This is a genomic window from Crystallibacter permensis, assembly GCF_025960875.1.
Lineage (GTDB): Bacteria > Actinomycetota > Actinomycetes > Actinomycetales > Micrococcaceae > Crystallibacter > Crystallibacter permensis.
Window position 1 is genome coordinate 60,397 of the sequence record NZ_JAODLR010000021.1, and the last position, 15,663, is coordinate 76,059.

Consider the following 15,663-nt stretch of genomic DNA (forward strand, 5'->3'; position numbering starts at 1 on the left):
TAGCCTAACCGTATGGACATTGATTGGGACCTCGTTGCCGGTTCGTTCTGGCCGCTGGTCCAAGGCGGCATCCGGGGAACCATCCCGCTCTCCCTGGCGTCCTTCTTCCTGGGCCTGGTCCTCGCGCTGATCGTCGCCCTGATGCGGCTCAGCGGCAACAAGGTCATCTCGGCGATCGCCCGCGGGTACGTGTCCGTTATTCGCGGCACGCCCTTGCTGGTGCAGTTGTTCGTGATCTTCTACGGCCTGCCGTCCATCGGTGTGGTCATTGATCCGTGGCCCAGCGCCATCATCGCGTTCTCGCTCAACGTCGGCGGCTATGCGGCGGAAGTGATCCGCGCGGCCATTCTGTCCGTGCCGAAGGGCCAGTGGGAGGCGGGGCACACCATCGGCATGTCGCCAGTGACCACGCTGCGGCGGATCATCCTGCCGCAGGCCGCGCGGGTGTCCGTGCCGCCGCTGTCCAATACGTTCATCTCGCTGGTCAAGGACACCTCGTTGGCCTCGCTGATCCTGGTCACCGAGCTGTTCCGCCAAGCGCAGGAGATCGCCGCGTTCAGCCAGGAGTTCATGGTGCTCTATGTCGAAGCGGCCGTGATCTATTGGGTTTTCTGCCTGATCCTCTCCAGCGGGCAGTCGCAATTGGAAAAGAGGCTGGACCGCTATGTCGCCCATTGACCCCCTGGCCCCGCGCGGAACAGTGCCTGCGCACGAGCCGGTGCTCACCGTGTCCGGCCTGCGCAAGTCTTTCGGCGCGAACCAGGTCCTCAAGTCCATCGATCTGTCCGTCCGGCAAGGCGAGGTGCTGGCGCTCATCGGGCCCTCCGGTTCCGGCAAGACCACGGTCCTGCGCTGCCTGAACGGTTTGGAAACGCCCGACGGCGGAGTGGTCGCCTTCCGCGGTATCCGCCCGGTGAATTTCGCCTCGCCGGCATCGAAGAAGCAGCTCGCCTCCCTGCGGGACCAGAGCGCGATGGTCTTCCAGCACTACAACCTCTTTCCGCATAAGACGGTGCTGGAAAACGTGATCGAGGGTCCTGTCCAGGTACAGAAGCGTCCCAAGGCCGAGGCCGTCCGCGAGGCATCGAGCCTGCTGGACCGGGTAGGGCTGGCGGATAAGAAGGACCAGTACCCGCACGAGCTTTCCGGCGGCCAGCAGCAGCGCGTCGGCATTGTGCGCGCGCTGGCCCTGAAACCCTCGCTCCTGCTCTTCGACGAGCCAACTTCGGCGCTGGACCCTGAACTGGTCGGCGACGTACTCCACGTGATCAAGGAACTGGCCGAGGAGGGCTGGACCATGGCTCTGGTCACGCACGAACTCGCTTTTGCCCGCGAAGTAGCCAGCGAAGTGGTCTTCATGGACGGCGGCGTGGTGGTGGAACGCGGCCACCCGGACCAGGTGCTACGCGATCCGCAGGAAGAACGCACCCAGCAGTTCGTGCACAGGCTGCTCAACCCGTTCTAGGGCAGCCGATTATGCCCCGAGGCCCTCTTTGTCCACTTTCCGGTGGAAACGCATTCCGGCGAGGCCGCCGAGGATTGCCCCGGCAAGAGTAACGGCCGCGATGACCAGCAGCGTAATGAGCGCGGTTGTGGTCATCTGGTCTGCTCCCATCGGGATGTTCGGGAAGGCGTTCATGTTCGCCAGGACATTGGCCTGGCTTCCCGCCACAGCCCCGACCACGGCGATGATGATCGCGATAACTACGGCCCAGATCCAGACCGCGATGCCCTGCTTCATGCCGTTGAAGCGAGCCATCCGGCCAGCGACGTAACCTCCGCAGTAATAGGCAATGAAAAGAATCACAGCCAGCACTATGGCTCCCACGATTCCTGCCGTCGCCGCATCCTGCGCCGCCGCGCCTGCTGCCTCGTCCGGGCTGAGGCCGGTATTCGCGCCGATCGCGGCACCGATGGCACTGACCAGTGCGATCAGCAGCACCGCAGCACCGGTCGCCGTCAGCCACCCGAAAAAGGCGGAGCCGATCTTGACGCCGCCGTACTTCTCCTTTTCCCGGCCGACCACCGTGCGCCGGTCCTCCGGGCGGTCGACGTACGCCGGTTCCGCCCCGTCCCCGCGTCCGCTGTCCGCCCGGTCGTAATCCGGCCCGGTCGCTTCATGTCTTGCATTCATGATGACGATTCCTTCCACCCGCAACTGCTCCGCGGTGCCCGAAAATGCACCGCGCACAACGCGAATAGTAAGTAGTCTTATTTGTTAAGTGAATCACTGCCAATATCACCGCGCAAGGGCGGCGGAAACCCCTGCAGGGCGCGGCGGGCTAGCCATCCCCGAAAAAACAGTTAGAATCGTTGTCGATTCCAACTAAGTAATATCTGAGCCGCATTCTGTCATCCTTCGTCTCACTGGCAGAGTGGGCACACCTGGGTCCGGCCGTTCCCCCACAGCCCGGAACCAGGTTCCCGGAGAGTCCCGGCATCCTCGGCCCCAACCGAGGGAACCGGGACTCAAAAAAGCCCCGCACCAGCGGGGGGACGAAAGATTGAGTCAGCACTATGACCTCATTGACACATAAGAAGATCACCGCCTCCTCCGTGGACGAAGCAGACCAACTGCTCGACGCTGTTGTGGACGAGCTCCAGCAACTGGCCGGACAGGACGGCATCCACGGCATTCTGGTCACCAAGACCGGACCCGGTCAGTTCACTGTTGAGTTGAGCGAAGAGGTGCCGTTCGGCGTGACCGAGGAAGCCATCGCTTAGTCCGCTCCAACAGGAGATGGACCACCAGCCCGGCCAGCAGCGCCCAGAAGGCTGCACCGATACCGGCAAAGCCCACGCCCGAGGCGGCAATCACGAAGGTGACGAGCGCAGCCTCCCGTCCGCCGCCGTCGGAAATCATTGCGGAAACCGAGGAACCGAGCACGCCCAGCAAGGCCAGGGCGGCGATCGTTTCCATGATTCCGTCGGGACCGAGCACCACCAGCGCCGCCACCCCCGTGCTGAGCAGACCGAACACCAGATAGGTGACGCCTGCGATCCGGGCTGCCCGCCAGCGCCGGGACGGGTCGGGATGCACGTCGTCATTCGCGGCCAGGGCGCCTGAGATCGCGGCCAAGTTCACGGAATGCCCGCCGAACGGCGCCGCGAGCAAGGTCAGCGCGCCGGTCAGTAGCATCGAAAACCGCCACGGCACTCGGTAGCCGAAACTGCGCATGACCACCACGCCGGGCACGTTCTGCGAAGCCATCGTGACAATGAAAAGCGGCACGGCCAGAGCGGCAGCAGGCAATAGCTCCAGCGACGGCGCCGCCAGGCTCACCTGGGGCAGCAGATCCTCCCAGCGCAGATCCCGCATGCCGGGGCTGGCGGCAATGACCGCGAAACCCACCAGCACGACGGCGGGCGTGGCCCACTTGCTCCACCAGCGCATACCCAGCACCCAGGCCAGCACGAGCGGCAGGAGCAGTCCCGGGTTTGCCCCGGCGAGCCCCACCGCATCGAGGCAGATGGACAGGATGATTCCCGCCAGCATGCCCGAGGCCACGCCCGATGGAATCAGCTCGACCAACCTGCCCAGCGGGCGGATGACCCCGGCAAGAACCACCAGGACTCCCACCATCGCAAAGGCCGCGACCGCAGTCGGCCACCCGCCGGGAAGGACCCCGGTCGAGGCCAGCAGCGCCGCTCCCGGCGTTGACCAGGCCAGGGTCAGCGGCATCCGGTAGCGCTGGGCCAGGATAAGCATCCCGATTCCCTGCAAAACGCACAGCGCCAACAGGCCGGAAGCCGCTTGGGCGGGTGTAGCGCCGACACCGCGCAGCCCGGTCAGCACCACGGCAAAGGAACTGGTAAAACCGACGACGGCGGTGACGATTCCGGCGGACAGTGTTGCATCATGCCCGTGCGCCGGTGCTGCTTGCGCTGCAACTTCGGGTTCATCTTGTTTGCTGGCCACAGGCAGAGGCTAGCACTTACGCCCGGAACGAAACCTGCCAGCAAACTTAGGTTCCCATTGTGGCACTGTACGCCCTTGTGTAGCGTGAAGAGCGGTGGCCACTGGCTCGTCCGCGACGGCGGACTTTCTGCACTCAAGCCGAAGGAGCACAAGCATGGAAACGGTAGAACAGACTATTGACGTCGGCGTCCCGGCAAGCACGGCCTACAACCAGTGGACGCAGTTCGAGTCCTTTCCGAACTTCATGTCCGGGGTTGAGTCCGTGACCCAGCTGACCGACACCACAAACCACTGGATCACCAAGATCGGGGGCGTGGAACGCGAGTTCGACACGGAGATTGTGGAGCAGCATCCGGACCAGCGCATCGCGTGGCGAAGCCTCGACGGCAAGTCCCATGCGGGAGCCGTGACCTTTGAGCGGCTCGGCCCCGAAAGCACCAAGGTCGCGGTCCGCTTCGAATGGGATCCGGAGACCTTTACGGAAAAGGTCGGTGCAAAGCTCGGGATCGACAGCGCCCAGGTGAAGTCGGATCTGAAGAAGTTCAAGGAGTTCGTCGAAAACAGAGGAGCCGAGACAGGCGCCTGGCGCGGCGACGTCGATGACATCGCCGCAGGCAGCGCTGGCCAGGCTGCCGCAAACATGGACGACGACCTGCCGCCCGGCCGCCCGGTCTAGGCACGTCGGGTCTAGACCCGTCCGGAAATCGGGCTGATGCGCTGCTTTGGCTGTGGCACTCAGGCAGTTGCCAGCTTCTTCAGGGTGAATTTACAAAATGGAGTCGTAGCGTTTCAAGTACCTCATCAAAGGTGCGAGTGAACAAGACACCGGCTGGTCCTAGAGCCTCCCCCAACCTCCTGGACCAGCCGGTGTCGTTCGTTTAAGGCCACCGGCGACACTCTTGGCTTGGGATCCGGACACCTCAGCTTCTTCAACTCGCGGGGTACGGCATTTTCTTCAGGCTCGAGGCCAGATGCACCGCATTGCGGGCGGACGTCGCCGTCGTCGTTACTGTTACCTCCGGCGTTTCGGGCAGGTCCTGGAAGTCGGTGCCGTGCATGGCCTCTCCGACCCAGTATGTGGATCCCTGAGCCGGGATACTGAAGCCGACATCGCCCAGGCCCTGGTAGAGCTCGGCGGTGACATGGTGGGCGCCATCCTCATTTCCGACGACGGCGACCAGCGCCACCTTGTCGTACATGCTTGGCCGGCCCTGGCCATCCGTCTCGGACAGCTCCGCATCCAGCCGCTCAAGAACCATCTGCGCAATACTTGCCGGATGTCCCAGCCAGATCGGCGTGGCGAGCACCAGAATGTCCGAGGCGAGAATCTGCTCCCGGATCCGGGGCCACTCGTCGCCGTCGCCCATGTCGGTCTGGACGCCGGGCTTGATGTTGTGGTCCACCACCCGGATCAGATCGCACTCGACGCCTTGGGAACTCAGTTGCTGGATGACTTGGCGGGCCAGCAACTCGCTGCTCGAAGGCTTGGGCGACGGCGTCAGGGTGCAGACCAGGGCAAGGGCTTTGAGCTTCACATCATCCATGCGGCCATTCTGCCGACGATCCCGACGGACTGCCACCCTAAGCGGCACATTCGCATTCAGGTTATTCACAGGTTGCTCCGGGTTTGTATCCATGTACAGGCCCTACTGTTGAAAACACCTCATAGGTGCGAGTGATTACGGCACCGGCGGTCGGAGTTTCCCCCAACCTCCCGACCCGCCGGTGCCTTCTCTTTTGTCACGGATGCATTGAGCGAAGGCGGCGATGCGATAATTCAGCCATGACTGATGCAATCGCCTACCAAGGTGAACCCGGCTCCAACTCCCATATAGCGTGCACAGAAGTGCGCCCCGACTGGGAGGCAGTGCCGTGCGCCAGCTTCGAGGACGCCTTCGCTCAAGTCACCAGTGGCCAGGCAAAGCTGGCCATGATTCCCATCGACAATTCGATCGCCGGGCGCGTTGCCGACATCCATGCCATGCTGCCCAACACCACGCTGCAGATTATCGAGGAACACTTCCTGCGCATCAGGTTCAGCCTGCTGGGGATCCCCGGCACCAGCATTGACGAGGCCAAAGAAGTCCACAGCCACATTCATGCACTGGGGCAGTGCCGGAAGCTGATCCGCGAGCTCGGCCTCAAACCGGTCATCGCCGGCGACACTGCAGGGTCCGCCCGCGAGGTCAGCGAGTGGAAGGATCCGTCCAAGGTTTCCCTCGCGCCGCCAATGGCCGCCGAGCTCTATGGACTCGATGTCCTCGCGCGCGATGCAGAAGACGATCCCACGAACACCACCCGCTTCGTAGTGCTGGCGGACAAGCAGCCGATTCCCAGCCGCGAAGAGCTCGCGGGCCGGGCCGTGACGAGCTTTGTCTTCCGCGTCCGGAACGTTCCGTCGGCCCTCTACAAGGCGCTGGGCGGCTTCGCCACCAACGGCATTAACATGACCCGGCTGGAAAGCTACATGGTCGGCGGCGAATTTGCGGCCACCATGTTCATGGTGGATGTGGAGGGCCATCCCGAAGACACGGCAATGATTCATGCCTTCGAGGAACTGGACTTCTTCACCACCGAGATCCGTATCCTCGGGGTCTATCCGGCGCATCCCTTCCGGCTCAAAACCGCTTAGGGAACCGTCCGGATCGGGGCCGGCACCGCCGAACAAGTCAGCCTTTCCCGGGATTGAGCACTTCGTCGAGGTTGAACTTCACCGGTTCTTCCAGCTGCTCGTAAGTGCAGGACTGTGGATCCCGGTCCGAACGCCACCGGACGAACTGCGTAGTGTGCCGAAACCGTTCACCCTCCATGTGGTCATACTTCACCTCGACCACGCGCTCCGGGCGCAGCGGCGTGAAGGACAGGTCCTTGCCCCCGCTCCACCGGCTGCCTTCGGAATTGCGCGGGGTCCGGGTGCCCTCCTCCTGCTTCGCCCATGCCCATGGATGGTCATCGAAGGTCGTGACCAGCGGCTGCAGTTCCTCGAACAGCTCTTGGCGCCGCTGCATGGAAAACGAACCGGCCACGCCCACGTTGGCGAGCTCGCCGTCGTCGTTATAAAGGCCCAGCAGCAGGGAGCCGATCCGGTCCGGGCCGCTTTTGTGAACCCGGTATCCGGCCAGCACGCAGTCCACCGTGCGCTCGTGTTTGATCTTGAACATTGCCCGCTTGTTCGGCTGGTACAGCCCGTCCAGCGGTTTGGCGATCACGCCGTCGAGCCCGGCGCCTTCAAACTCGCGGAACCAGCGCGTGGCCACACCGTGGTCCGCCGTGGCATTCGTCAGATGGATCGGCGGCTGCGCATGGGCGAGCGCCTTTTCCAGGCGGGCACGGCGCTCGGCAAAGGGCTCGCCGGTCAGGTCCTCGTCGCCCAGAGCCAGCAGGTCGAAGGCGACAAACCTGGCCGGCGTCTGTTCGGCCAGGAGCTTCACCCGGCTGGCGGCGGGATGGATCCGCTGCTGGAGGGCCTCGAAGTCCAGCCGGTCCCCCGAAGCTGAGACCAGGACGATTTCGCCGTCGACCACGCACCGTTCGGGCAGGTTCTCCTTGACCGCTTCGATGATCTCGGGAAAGTAGCGGTTCATCGGCTTTTCATTGCGGCTGCCGATTTCGACGTCGTCCCCGTCGCGGAAGATGATCGATCTGAACCCGTCCCACTTGGGCTCGAAGCTCATGTCGCCGTCGGGAATATCGCTGAGGGGCTTCGCCAGCATCGGGGCGACCGGGGGCATCACCGGAAGTTTCATGCGTCTCTCCTAGCGGACGGTATAGCGGACGGCGACACCGCCGGGCTTCAGGACCTCGGCGCTGTGCAGGACAAACTTTTCTCCGGCAGCCGACGGCGGATATACCGGCAGCCCTTCGCCGAGCACGGTGGGCAGCATGTGCAGGTACAACTCGTCCACCAGCTCCTTGCGGAACAGCAGCCGTGTCAGCGGTCAGCGAGCCCCAGACTATGATGTCGCCGCTCTCGGCTTCTTTGAGTTCGTGGATCCGGGCGGGAATGTTGTCGCCGATAACCTGCGCCTCGCCCTCGCCCCAGGGAGCCCGCTCCAAGGTTCTGGACACCACGTGTTTGGGCAGCCGGTTGATCGGTTCCGCGATGGGCTCCTGCTGCGGATCGGCGCCCGGCCAGTAAGCGGCGAACATCGAGTAGGTTACCCGGCCGAGCAGAATGGCCGAGCAGCCCTCAAGCAGGCGGGTGTTGGCATCCATGATGGAAGTCCAGCCGCGGATCTGGTCCATAAACCGCAGGCCGCCATCAGGCTCGGCCGCGTAGCCGTCCATCGTGGTGAACTGCTGGATAATGAGCCTGCCCATGATGGTCCTTCCTGCGCAGCCAGGCCGCCGGCGTTCGCTGACCGACTTGAAGCGTCCCTCCATCACGTTAGTATCCGCGGCCGGATTTGGACAGAGCCCTACCTCCGGCCCCTCGCGGCGACAGGGAAAGAGCATGCTGTCGGCGGCCCGCGCTACAGCCCTGCAATGCAGGCCGACGTCGATACCGAATAGTTCTAACCGCGCGGACTCGAGTCAGAACCGGTAAAGCTCGAACCCAACCCGCCGGGCTGCGGCGTCGGGACCACCGGTGGTTAGCTCGATCTGGCGCCGGGCCTGGGCTTCAACGGGCTCCGGGCTCAGCGCCTGCAGGTAGCGCCGGTGTTCACTCAGGGACCGGACGGCCCGTTCAACGCTGTCCCCGTCGACGTCCAGCCAGTGCGTGGGGTGCATGGAACACACGCCCACCCAGCGCACGCCGGCGTGCGGCGGCAGATCTTCTGCGCTGAGTTCGGGGAAGATCCACTCGTTGGCCGCGTCCGCTACCGCGTCCATGACGGCTGTTCCCAGGTTGCGGTGGTCGGGCGAATTCCAGCTGCCCGGGCCCCAGGTTTGGCCGAAGTTCAGGGTGACGATGCCATCCGGCCGGTGCCGGCGGATGGCGCGGGCGATATCCATCCGCAGGCCTAGCGTGTTCTCGATCCTGCCGTCCGCGTAGTCCAGGAACTCCAGGTCCTCGACGCCGACGTGCCCACACGCCCGACGCTGCTCCTCGGCCCGGAGCACCGCCGCCTCCTGGGGATCAAGCCCGGCAATGCCTGCTTCACCCCGCGTCGCCAACACGTAGCCGATGCTCTTGCCCGCCGTTGTCCACTGGGCGACGGCCGCCGCGGCTCCGTACTCCGGATCATCCGGGTGGGCCATAACCACCAGCGCCCGCTGCCAATCACTCGGCATTTCCGACGACGTTTCCATAGCTGCCTCCCCCGTGCACGGGCCGCTGCATTGGCCCGATGACTGTTGTTTCACTCAGCGTAGCCGCGAGGGCAAGGCCGGTACCTTGATAACGGCGCAATCTCGCGTCAATGTCCGGAATCTCTTTCCCATTACGGTCATTGTCGTCAGCGAGCCGCGTCCCTACCATGGAAGAACCTCAATACCCGTCCCTGCGGGACGCCACGAACCACAGCTTTGCCTTCATCCGCGCACGTCTCACGCCCAAGGATCTGCCGTGAAAAATCTGCCCCGCCATCTGGCCATACGTACCTTGGCCGCCCTTGACTTGCACTGTGCCCGCTGCGATTCGGTCGGAGAACACCGCCTGGACAAGCACCTGGGCAGAACCGGCACCCAGGTCTCCCCAATCGTCCGGGCGCGGCAGTACGTGCTTGTCTGCGCCTCCTGCGGCGTAGCCCAGGAACTGACGGAGCAGCAGAAGAGATCCGTCCTGCACTACACAGCCCACCCCGTGACGGCCTGAGCGCGTTACGTACTATTGCCTTGGCTTGACCCACAGCAGGTCGGGCTCTTAGCGTGATAGTTGAATCATGAGCGCCAACATCGAGCCCTGGCTTGTTGGCCGGCAACCCTCTCGTGCGTAGCGGGGTGCTCCAGGTGATGATTCGGCCGTACCGGAAGGACACCGGTTCGGCAAGTACCGCGTATCCGCCCCACGCGACGAGCCGGGCCAACGGATCCGCCTGATGGCAAAGGACAACCGCGATGCCCCTGACTGACGACCTGCAGCCCGACACCCTCCGCAGCGCCTTCGGCCGCTTCCCCTCCGGCATCGCTGCCTTGTGCGCCTTGGTCGACGGCGAGCCGCAGGGAATCGTGGCTTCTTCCTTCACCGTCGGCGTTTCCATGGACCCGCCGCTGGTGATGTTCGCAGTACAGAACACGTCCCGCACCTGGCCGGTTGTCCGCCAGGCCGGCCGTATCGGCGTGTCGATCCTCGGCGCCGGGCATGACGGCGTCTGCCGCCAGATCGCCTCGAAGACCGGCGACCGCTTCGCCGGCTTGCCCCTGCACTCCACAGACGAAGGCGCCCTCTTCCTTGAGGAAGCCGCGCTGTGGCTGGACTGCTCGGTGGAGCAGGAAGTCCCCGCCGGCGACCACCATGTGGTGCTGCTGCGCGTCCACGGCTTGACCACGCATGACGGCGCCCACGAGCCGCTGGTTTTCCACGGCTCCGGCTTCCGCCGGCTCGAACAGCCCGCCTACATCTGAGGAACTGCTCCCAAATAACGACGGCGGACGCTTGGGTTCCAAGGACCGGCGGGGGATCGCGCCAAGCAGCAATCGTGTCAGGTTGGGCCTACGCGGCGCCGGCAGCTGATGGTTCGTCCAGGTTCCCGTCCAGCAGGCTCAGGAGCTTGAGAACCGCCGGATTGGTATTGTTCTCGTTCCACGCCACTTCAAGGTCTACGCGGTTCAGCGCTTGCGTACCGCGGGAGCCTTCGATCTCACGGAACCGCACCCCCGGCGGCGAAAACGCCCGCGTCGACGCCGGAACCAGCGTCACGCCGAGGCCCGCTTCCACGAAGGCCAACAGGGCCGGAACCTGGCTGGCATACTGCGTGATCCGGGGCTCCGCGCCGGCACTGGCAAACAGCCGCAGCACCAGATCATGGAAGTAGCGGGCCTCGCTGGTCGAGTACATCATCAAAGGCTCACTGCTCAGGGCCTGCAGCGGCAAGGACTCCGCCTCCTCCAGCAACGGGCTTTCCTCGGGCAAGGCGATCACCAGGCGGTCCTGCATCACCGGCCGCGACACGATACCGGGTCGGGCAACAATTGGCCGCAGCAAGCCGATGTCCACCGTGCCTTTGACCAGTCCGTCCATCTGGTCCGTGGAGACCAGTTCGCGCAGCAGCAGGGAGACGCCTGGCTGATCTTCGGCCGAGCGCCTCAGAAGTCTGGGCAGCGCACTCTGGCCTGCTATGGCGGTATAGCCAATAGTGACGGCGCCGGCGTCACCTGTTGCCACGCGCTGGACGTCCAGCTGGGTTTTGATTGACAAGTCAAGGATCAGCCGGGCACTGGGCAACAGGGTCCGGCCCGCGGCGGTCAGCTCGACCCGGCGGCTGGTGCGGTCGAAGAGCTGCGCGTGCAACTCCTTTTCCAACAGCTGGATCTGCCGGCTCAGCGGCGGCTGCGTCATGTTGAGCCGCTCGGCTGCAGCACCAAAATGCAGCTCCTCAGCTACTGCAATAAAGGACTCCAACTGGATCAGCGAAAACATCGATGCGCTCCTTGTATTGTTCTGTGCCTATTTTAGCTTGGACGCGCATCGATGACGGCACTTATCGTCAGAGTAGTGCAGGCGACAACGAAGCGCCGGTTCTTTCGCTACCAAGGAGATTAAATGTTGCTTGACGGTGTGCTGTTCTTTCCCATTACCCCCTTCGCCAGCGACGACTCCGTGGATCACGGCGCTCTCAAAGAACATCTGGAACATGGGCTGAAGTTCGGACCGGGCGGTATCTTCATCGGCTGCGGGACCGGCGAATTCCATGCCCTTTCCTTGGCCGAACTCTCCGATGTGGTGACCACCGCTGTTGCGACGACGGCGGGCCGGGTACCGGTGTATGCGGGAGCCGGCGGCGCGCTGGCCCTCGCCAAGGACCAGGTCCAACTGGCGGAATCGGCTGGAGCCGACGGCATCCTGCTCTTCCCCCCTTACCTTGTTAACAGCCCGCAAGAGGGTCTGGTGGCATACGTCAAGGCCATCGCCGGGGCCACATCGCTGCCCGTCATCGTCTACCACCGTGCCAACGCCCGCTTCACGGAAGCCTCCGCCGTGGAGATTGCCCGTATCGATAATGTGGCCGGATTGAAGGACGGTGCCGGAGACCTGGACCTCATGTCGCGTATTGTCCGCGCGGTCAAGGATGAGCTGGCTGGATCCGGCAAGGACTTCCAGTTCTTCAACGGGCTGCCCACCGCAGAGGCCTCCCAGCAGGCTTACCGCGCCATCGGTGTGACTCTGTATTCGTCCGCCACTTTCGCTTTTGCGCCTGAACTCTCGGTCGCCTTCTACCAAGCCCTCGAAACGGGCGACGAAGAGCGTCTTGCCCAGCTGGGCCGGGAGTTCTTCCACCCGCTGGTGCGGCTGCGCGATTCGGTGCCGGGCTACGCCGTCGCCCTGGTCAAGGCTGGTGCCGAACTCGGCGGAATCCGGAGCGGCCATGTCCGGCCGCCGCTGACCAATGCCTCGGAACAGGACCGCGAAGAGCTCAAGCGTCTCCTGGCTGCCGGCCGGGCACTGCTGAGCTAAGGGACGGTCCCCAGTGAGCGAATCGATAATGGACCAAGCCACTTCCGTGCTGGCAAACCTCGGCCAGGCCGCTATTACCGGGGTTACCATCACCCCCGTTGCCTTCAAGGACCCGCCCCTGCTCAACACCGTGGGTGTCCACGAGCCGTTTGCCCTGCGGGCGATCGTCGAGGTCCACACGGACGCCGGCGTCAGCGGACTAGGCGAAACCTACGGCGACGAGGCGCACTTGGCGCGGCTCCACGTGGCTGCCCGGTCCCTGCCGGGCACGGACATCTTCAACATCAATCAAATGTGGGCGAAGGTTGCCGCAGCACTGGCCTCGGACACCAGCCAAGGCGGCCACGGGATGAGCGGGATGGTCACCGGGTCCAGCACCGCGGATCGCGTGCTGTCCCCCTTCGACGTCGCGGCCTTGGACATCCAGGGCAAGCTGCTGGGCCGTCCCGTCAGTGACCTGCTCGGCGGCGCTGTCCGGGAGGCCGTCGATTTCAGCGGATACCTCTTCTACAAGTGGGCCGGGCATCCGGGCGCTGAGGCAGATTCCTGGGGTGAAGCGCTGGACCCGCAGGGCATCGTCGAGCAGGCCCGCCGGATGGTCCGGGACTACGGATTCACCGCCCTCAAGCTCAAAGGCGGCGTGTTCGAGCCCGATCAGGAAATCGCCGCCATCAAGGCACTGCGTGCGGAATTCCCCGGCCTGCCGCTGCGGCTGGATCCGAATGCGGCCTGGACAGTCGAGACGTCCATCCGCGTGGGCCGCGAGCTCGACGGCGTCCTGGAGTACCTCGAGGATCCCACCCCGGGCATCGACGGCATGGCCCAGGTCCGCCGCGAGGTGGCCATGCCGTTGGCCACCAATATGTGTGTGGTGAGCTTCGCCGACGTCGCGCCGGCCGTAGCCGCCGGGGCCGTGGACGTCATCCTCTCGGACCACCATTTCTGGGGTGGATTGCGCCGCTCGCAGGCGTTGGCGGGGATCACGGACACCTTCGGCATGGGGTTGTCCATGCATTCGAACTCGCATCTGGGAATCAGCCTTGCGGCCATGGTCCAGCTGGCTGCCGCTACCCCGAATCTGGACTATGCCTGCGATACGCACTGGCCATGGAAGGATCCCGAAGAGGACGTCATTCTTCCCGGTTCGCTCGAGTTCAAGAACGGCGCCGTCGAGGTTCCAACGCTGCCGGGACTGGGCGTGGAACTGGACCGGGGCCGGCTGGAGAAACTGCACCGCCAGTACCTCGGCTCCGGGCTGCGCAGCCGCGACGATACCGGTTACATGCAGCGGATCCACCCGTCCTACGAAATCAAGTGCCCGCGATGGTAGCCGTGCACGGCACTGCCGCGGCCGAACGGCAGCTGAACATTGTGGTCACCGACCCGATCATCAGCCGTTTCGAAACCCAGCTAAGGCACGACGGCGGTGCTCACCGGTGGCAGATGGCCTCGGCCTGGGACGCAGATCGGCAAGGCAAGGCCATCGCCGACGCGGATGTGGTGGTCTGTTCCGCCCTACCGGCCGAACAGGTTGCCGTCGCCTCCCGGCTGCAGCTGGTCCACGTTACCGGGGCAGGCTTCGACAAGGTTGCTGTCGGTTCGCTGGCCCCATCGGTGGCCGTGGCCAACACGTTCCACCATGCCCGCCCCATTGCCGAACACGTCCTGATGGTCACGCTGATGCTCTCGCGCCGCGTCCTGGCGGCGGACCGCGAGCTCCGCGCCGGGAACTGGCAGACCATCGCCACCAGCCCGGAGGTGCCGTTCCACCCGACGCTGGATTCCATGGTGCTGGGACTGGTGGGCCTGGGCTCGATCGGCAGCGAAGTGGCCCGGCTCGCCGAGGCTATGGGCATGACTGTGCAGGCAGTCCGCAACAATCCTGCCGCCAAACTGCCTGAGGGCATACACCCGGCGTGGGTGGGCGGCAATGACGAGCTGCCCAAGCTGCTGGAGACTTCGGACGTGGTCGTGGTGACCGTCCCGCTGCACGCTGACACGTATGGACTGATCGGAGCTGCCGAAATCGCCCGGATGAAGAGCTCAGCCTTCCTGATCAACGTTGCCCGCGGACCTGTAGTGGACCAGGCTGCACTGTACGACGCACTGGCAGGCAACCGCATCGCGGGAGCCGGGATCGACGTTTGGTGGGGACTTCCCGCCGAAGGCAACATTCCGCCGTCGGACTTTGCATTCGAGACGCTGCCGAACGTCGTCGTAACGCCGCACTACTCCGGCCATGCGCGCGTGACCTTCGAACGCCGTGCCGCCGACATCGCCGCGAACATCGCCAATCTGGCCGCGGGTCGTCCACTGTTCAACGTAGTCCGCGCCGCCGAATAGAACGACGACGGCGAGTGAGAGGCCTGGTCCCGGTTATTGCTTGCCGGGGTCAGGCCTCTCACTCGTATTTTCAGCCCAGCAGCAGCCGCCCCACCAGCAGGACTGCGCCAAATCCGGATGCTGTGAGTGCGATGAGCCGCAGCCGCCTGCGGTTAAGGAAACGGTTGGTGTAGCGGGAGACGATGTAGCCAGCGAGGGCGGCTGGCACCATCCAAGCTGTCAGGACGAGCACCTCGGCCGTCACTTGGCCGGCGGCCGCCAGTGCCGCCAATGAAACCGCTGAGCCGACCATGAAGAAGGCACTCATGGTGCCGCGCAGCCGGGCGCCTTGCTGTCCCTGCCAGATAAGGGCCATGGGAGCGCCGCCGATCGACGTCGAAGTTCCCATGATGCCGGAGGCCGCCCCCGCCGTGATCAGATTCGCCCTGCCCGGAAGGGGTGCCCAGCCGAAGAAGGCCAGCGCGACCCCCGTCAGGACGGCTGCGGCCACAAGCCAGGCCAGCCCCTCGGCGGGGAGCACCACAACCAGCCAGGCTCCCAATAGGCTGCCCGGAATCCTTCCCACCAACGCCCAGCCGGCACCCTTCAGATCAAGATGGGCCCGTTCCCGGGCAGTAACCATCGTGGTCAGCAGCAGGGCCAGGATGATGATGCTGGCGGGTAGTAAGGCAGGGTCTACGAGTGCGATGACTGGGGCGGCGAGCATGCCCATGCCGAAGCCGATCGAGGACTGCAGACCCGCTGCAGCAAAGACGGCTACGGCTATGAGGACGTACTCTGCCCAGGTCACTGGTCTGTCACTGGGCCGGCGCCGGGGCCGGGTCCGGGTTGCGGACTTTGATCG

18 protein-coding genes and 1 riboswitch are annotated in these 15,663 nt (G+C 64.5%); of the genes, 10 read left to right on the forward strand and 8 right to left on the reverse strand.

Annotated elements, in window-relative coordinates:
- The first annotated feature begins 18 nt into the window (after positions 1–18).
- Entirely contained in the window at positions 19–678 is a 660-nt protein-coding gene (locus tag B0G38_RS19020) for an amino acid ABC transporter permease (RefSeq protein ID WP_319801271.1), read from the forward strand.
- The gene (locus tag B0G38_RS19025; protein WP_319801269.1) at positions 665–1,465 is read left to right on the forward strand and encodes an amino acid ABC transporter ATP-binding protein; all 801 of its coding nucleotides are present in this window, start codon (positions 665–667) and stop codon (positions 1,463–1,465) included. The genes B0G38_RS19020 and B0G38_RS19025 overlap by 14 nt, the downstream gene beginning before the upstream one ends.
- Positions 1,466–1,474: 9 nt before the next feature.
- Here B0G38_RS19025 and B0G38_RS19030 read toward each other — a convergent pair whose 3' ends face one another.
- The gene (locus tag B0G38_RS19030; RefSeq protein ID WP_264670888.1) at positions 1,475–2,134 is read right to left on the reverse strand and encodes a hypothetical protein; all 660 of its coding nucleotides are present in this window, start codon (positions 2,132–2,134) and stop codon (positions 1,475–1,477) included.
- A gap of 383 nt (positions 2,135–2,517) precedes the next feature.
- On the opposite strand from B0G38_RS19030, the gene B0G38_RS19035 reads away from it, so the two are divergent.
- Positions 2,518–2,724 carry a hypothetical protein gene (locus B0G38_RS19035; RefSeq protein ID WP_169995894.1) on the forward strand — a complete coding sequence of 69 codons (207 nt, stop codon included), beginning with the start codon at positions 2,518–2,520 and terminating at the stop codon, positions 2,722–2,724.
- On the opposite strand, the gene B0G38_RS19040 is transcribed toward B0G38_RS19035, so the two are convergent.
- The gene (locus B0G38_RS19040) at positions 2,666–3,919 is read right to left on the reverse strand and encodes a benzoate/H(+) symporter BenE family transporter (protein WP_264670889.1); all 1,254 of its coding nucleotides are present in this window, start codon (positions 3,917–3,919) and stop codon (positions 2,666–2,668) included. The two genes, B0G38_RS19035 and B0G38_RS19040, sit on opposite strands and share 59 nt — an antisense overlap.
- A 154-nt stretch (positions 3,920–4,073) precedes the next feature.
- On the opposite strand from B0G38_RS19040, the gene B0G38_RS19045 reads away from it, so the two are divergent.
- Positions 4,074–4,595: an SRPBCC family protein gene (locus B0G38_RS19045; protein ID WP_264670890.1), complete on the forward strand. Its 522-nt coding sequence runs from the start codon at positions 4,074–4,076 to the stop codon at positions 4,593–4,595.
- A gap of 253 nt (positions 4,596–4,848) precedes the next feature.
- On the opposite strand, the gene B0G38_RS19050 is transcribed toward B0G38_RS19045, so the two are convergent.
- Positions 4,849–5,463 carry a flavodoxin family protein gene (locus B0G38_RS19050; RefSeq protein WP_264670891.1) on the reverse strand — a complete coding sequence of 205 codons (615 nt, stop codon included), beginning with the start codon at positions 5,461–5,463 and terminating at the stop codon, positions 4,849–4,851.
- A gap of 239 nt (positions 5,464–5,702) precedes the next feature.
- Between B0G38_RS19050 and B0G38_RS19055 the strand changes: the two genes are divergently transcribed.
- Entirely contained in the window at positions 5,703–6,551 is an 849-nt protein-coding gene (locus B0G38_RS19055) for a prephenate dehydratase (RefSeq protein ID WP_264670892.1), read from the forward strand.
- Positions 6,552–6,588: 37 nt separating this feature from the next.
- Here the strand turns inward: B0G38_RS19055 and B0G38_RS19060 are convergent, their stop codons facing one another.
- The 3 genes from B0G38_RS19060 to B0G38_RS19070 form a co-directional block, all read right to left on the reverse strand.
- A complete protein-coding gene (locus B0G38_RS19060) occupies positions 6,589–7,665 on the reverse strand; it encodes an ATP-dependent DNA ligase (RefSeq protein WP_264670893.1) in 1,077 nt (358 codons plus the stop codon).
- A gap of 9 nt (positions 7,666–7,674) precedes the next feature.
- Positions 7,675–7,824 (reverse strand): hypothetical protein, encoded by a 150-nt coding sequence (locus tag B0G38_RS19065; protein ID WP_264670894.1) that lies wholly within the window; start codon positions 7,822–7,824, stop codon positions 7,675–7,677.
- Positions 7,825–8,452: 628 nt separating this feature from the next.
- Positions 8,453–9,172: a PIG-L deacetylase family protein gene (locus B0G38_RS19070; RefSeq protein WP_264670895.1), complete on the reverse strand. Its 720-nt coding sequence runs from the start codon at positions 9,170–9,172 to the stop codon at positions 8,453–8,455.
- Between the two features lie 256 nt (positions 9,173–9,428).
- On the opposite strand from B0G38_RS19070, the gene B0G38_RS19075 reads away from it, so the two are divergent.
- Together B0G38_RS19075 and B0G38_RS19080 are read left to right on the forward strand one after the other, a co-directional pair.
- The gene (locus tag B0G38_RS19075) at positions 9,429–9,677 is read left to right on the forward strand and encodes a hypothetical protein (RefSeq protein ID WP_264670896.1); all 249 of its coding nucleotides are present in this window, start codon (positions 9,429–9,431) and stop codon (positions 9,675–9,677) included.
- A gap of 63 nt (positions 9,678–9,740) precedes the next feature.
- A riboswitch (SAM riboswitch) is annotated at positions 9,741–9,860 on the forward strand.
- Positions 9,861–9,919: 59 nt separating this feature from the next.
- A complete protein-coding gene (locus B0G38_RS19080; RefSeq protein WP_264670897.1) occupies positions 9,920–10,426 on the forward strand; it encodes a flavin reductase family protein in 507 nt (168 codons plus the stop codon).
- 88 nt (positions 10,427–10,514) lie between these two features.
- On the opposite strand, the gene B0G38_RS19085 is transcribed toward B0G38_RS19080, so the two are convergent.
- On the reverse strand, positions 10,515–11,441 hold the full coding sequence (locus tag B0G38_RS19085; protein WP_264670898.1) for a LysR family transcriptional regulator: 927 nt from the start codon (positions 11,439–11,441) through the stop codon (positions 10,515–10,517).
- Between the two features lie 123 nt (positions 11,442–11,564).
- Between B0G38_RS19085 and B0G38_RS19090 the strand changes: the two genes are divergently transcribed.
- Genes B0G38_RS19090 through B0G38_RS19100 form a run of 3 tightly spaced genes read left to right on the forward strand, consistent with a single transcriptional unit; the run spans position 11,565 to position 14,819 of the window.
- Positions 11,565–12,476 carry a 5-dehydro-4-deoxyglucarate dehydratase gene (locus B0G38_RS19090; RefSeq protein WP_264670899.1) on the forward strand — a complete coding sequence of 304 codons (912 nt, stop codon included), beginning with the start codon at positions 11,565–11,567 and terminating at the stop codon, positions 12,474–12,476.
- Positions 12,477–12,504: 28 nt separating this feature from the next.
- Complete coding sequence (locus tag B0G38_RS19095; protein ID WP_264670904.1) at positions 12,505–13,806, forward strand: glucarate dehydratase family protein; 1,302 nt, start codon at positions 12,505–12,507, stop codon at positions 13,804–13,806.
- On the forward strand, positions 13,800–14,819 hold the full coding sequence (locus B0G38_RS19100) for a 2-hydroxyacid dehydrogenase (protein WP_264670905.1): 1,020 nt from the start codon (positions 13,800–13,802) through the stop codon (positions 14,817–14,819). Before B0G38_RS19095 ends, B0G38_RS19100 begins: the two co-directional genes overlap by 7 nt.
- 70 nt (positions 14,820–14,889) lie before the next feature.
- Here B0G38_RS19100 and B0G38_RS19105 read toward each other — a convergent pair.
- Positions 14,890–15,663, reverse strand: a 774-nt coding sequence (locus B0G38_RS19105) for a sulfite exporter TauE/SafE family protein (protein WP_319801270.1), incomplete at its 5' end; no start/stop codon positions are given.

What these genes read in the sequence shown, in the direction of transcription:
- B0G38_RS19070 (WP_264670895.1), bottom strand. Translation starts at nt 9,172, where the DNA reads ATGGAAACGTCGTCGGAAATGCCGAGTGATTGGCAGCGGGCGCTGGTG.
- B0G38_RS19035 (WP_169995894.1), top strand. Translation starts at nt 2,518, where the DNA reads ATGACCTCATTGACACATAAGAAGATCACCGCCTCCTCCGTGGACGAA.
- B0G38_RS19050 (WP_264670891.1), bottom strand. Translation starts at nt 5,463, where the DNA reads ATGGATGATGTGAAGCTCAAAGCCCTTGCCCTGGTCTGCACCCTGACG.
- B0G38_RS19030 (WP_264670888.1), bottom strand. Translation starts at nt 2,134, where the DNA reads ATGAATGCAAGACATGAAGCGACCGGGCCGGATTACGACCGGGCGGAC.
- B0G38_RS19045 (WP_264670890.1), top strand. Translation starts at nt 4,074, where the DNA reads ATGGAAACGGTAGAACAGACTATTGACGTCGGCGTCCCGGCAAGCACG.
- B0G38_RS19060 (WP_264670893.1), bottom strand. Translation starts at nt 7,665, where the DNA reads ATGAAACTTCCGGTGATGCCCCCGGTCGCCCCGATGCTGGCGAAGCCC.
- B0G38_RS19085 (WP_264670898.1), bottom strand. Translation starts at nt 11,441, where the DNA reads ATGTTTTCGCTGATCCAGTTGGAGTCCTTTATTGCAGTAGCTGAGGAG.
- B0G38_RS19025 (WP_319801269.1), top strand. Translation starts at nt 665, where the DNA reads ATGTCGCCCATTGACCCCCTGGCCCCGCGCGGAACAGTGCCTGCGCAC.
- B0G38_RS19100 (WP_264670905.1), top strand. Translation starts at nt 13,800, where the DNA reads ATGGTAGCCGTGCACGGCACTGCCGCGGCCGAACGGCAGCTGAACATT.
- B0G38_RS19055 (WP_264670892.1), top strand. Translation starts at nt 5,703, where the DNA reads ATGACTGATGCAATCGCCTACCAAGGTGAACCCGGCTCCAACTCCCAT.
- B0G38_RS19095 (WP_264670904.1), top strand. Translation starts at nt 12,505, where the DNA reads ATGGACCAAGCCACTTCCGTGCTGGCAAACCTCGGCCAGGCCGCTATT.
- B0G38_RS19090 (WP_264670899.1), top strand. Translation starts at nt 11,565, where the DNA reads ATGTTGCTTGACGGTGTGCTGTTCTTTCCCATTACCCCCTTCGCCAGC.
- B0G38_RS19080 (WP_264670897.1), top strand. Translation starts at nt 9,920, where the DNA reads ATGCCCCTGACTGACGACCTGCAGCCCGACACCCTCCGCAGCGCCTTC.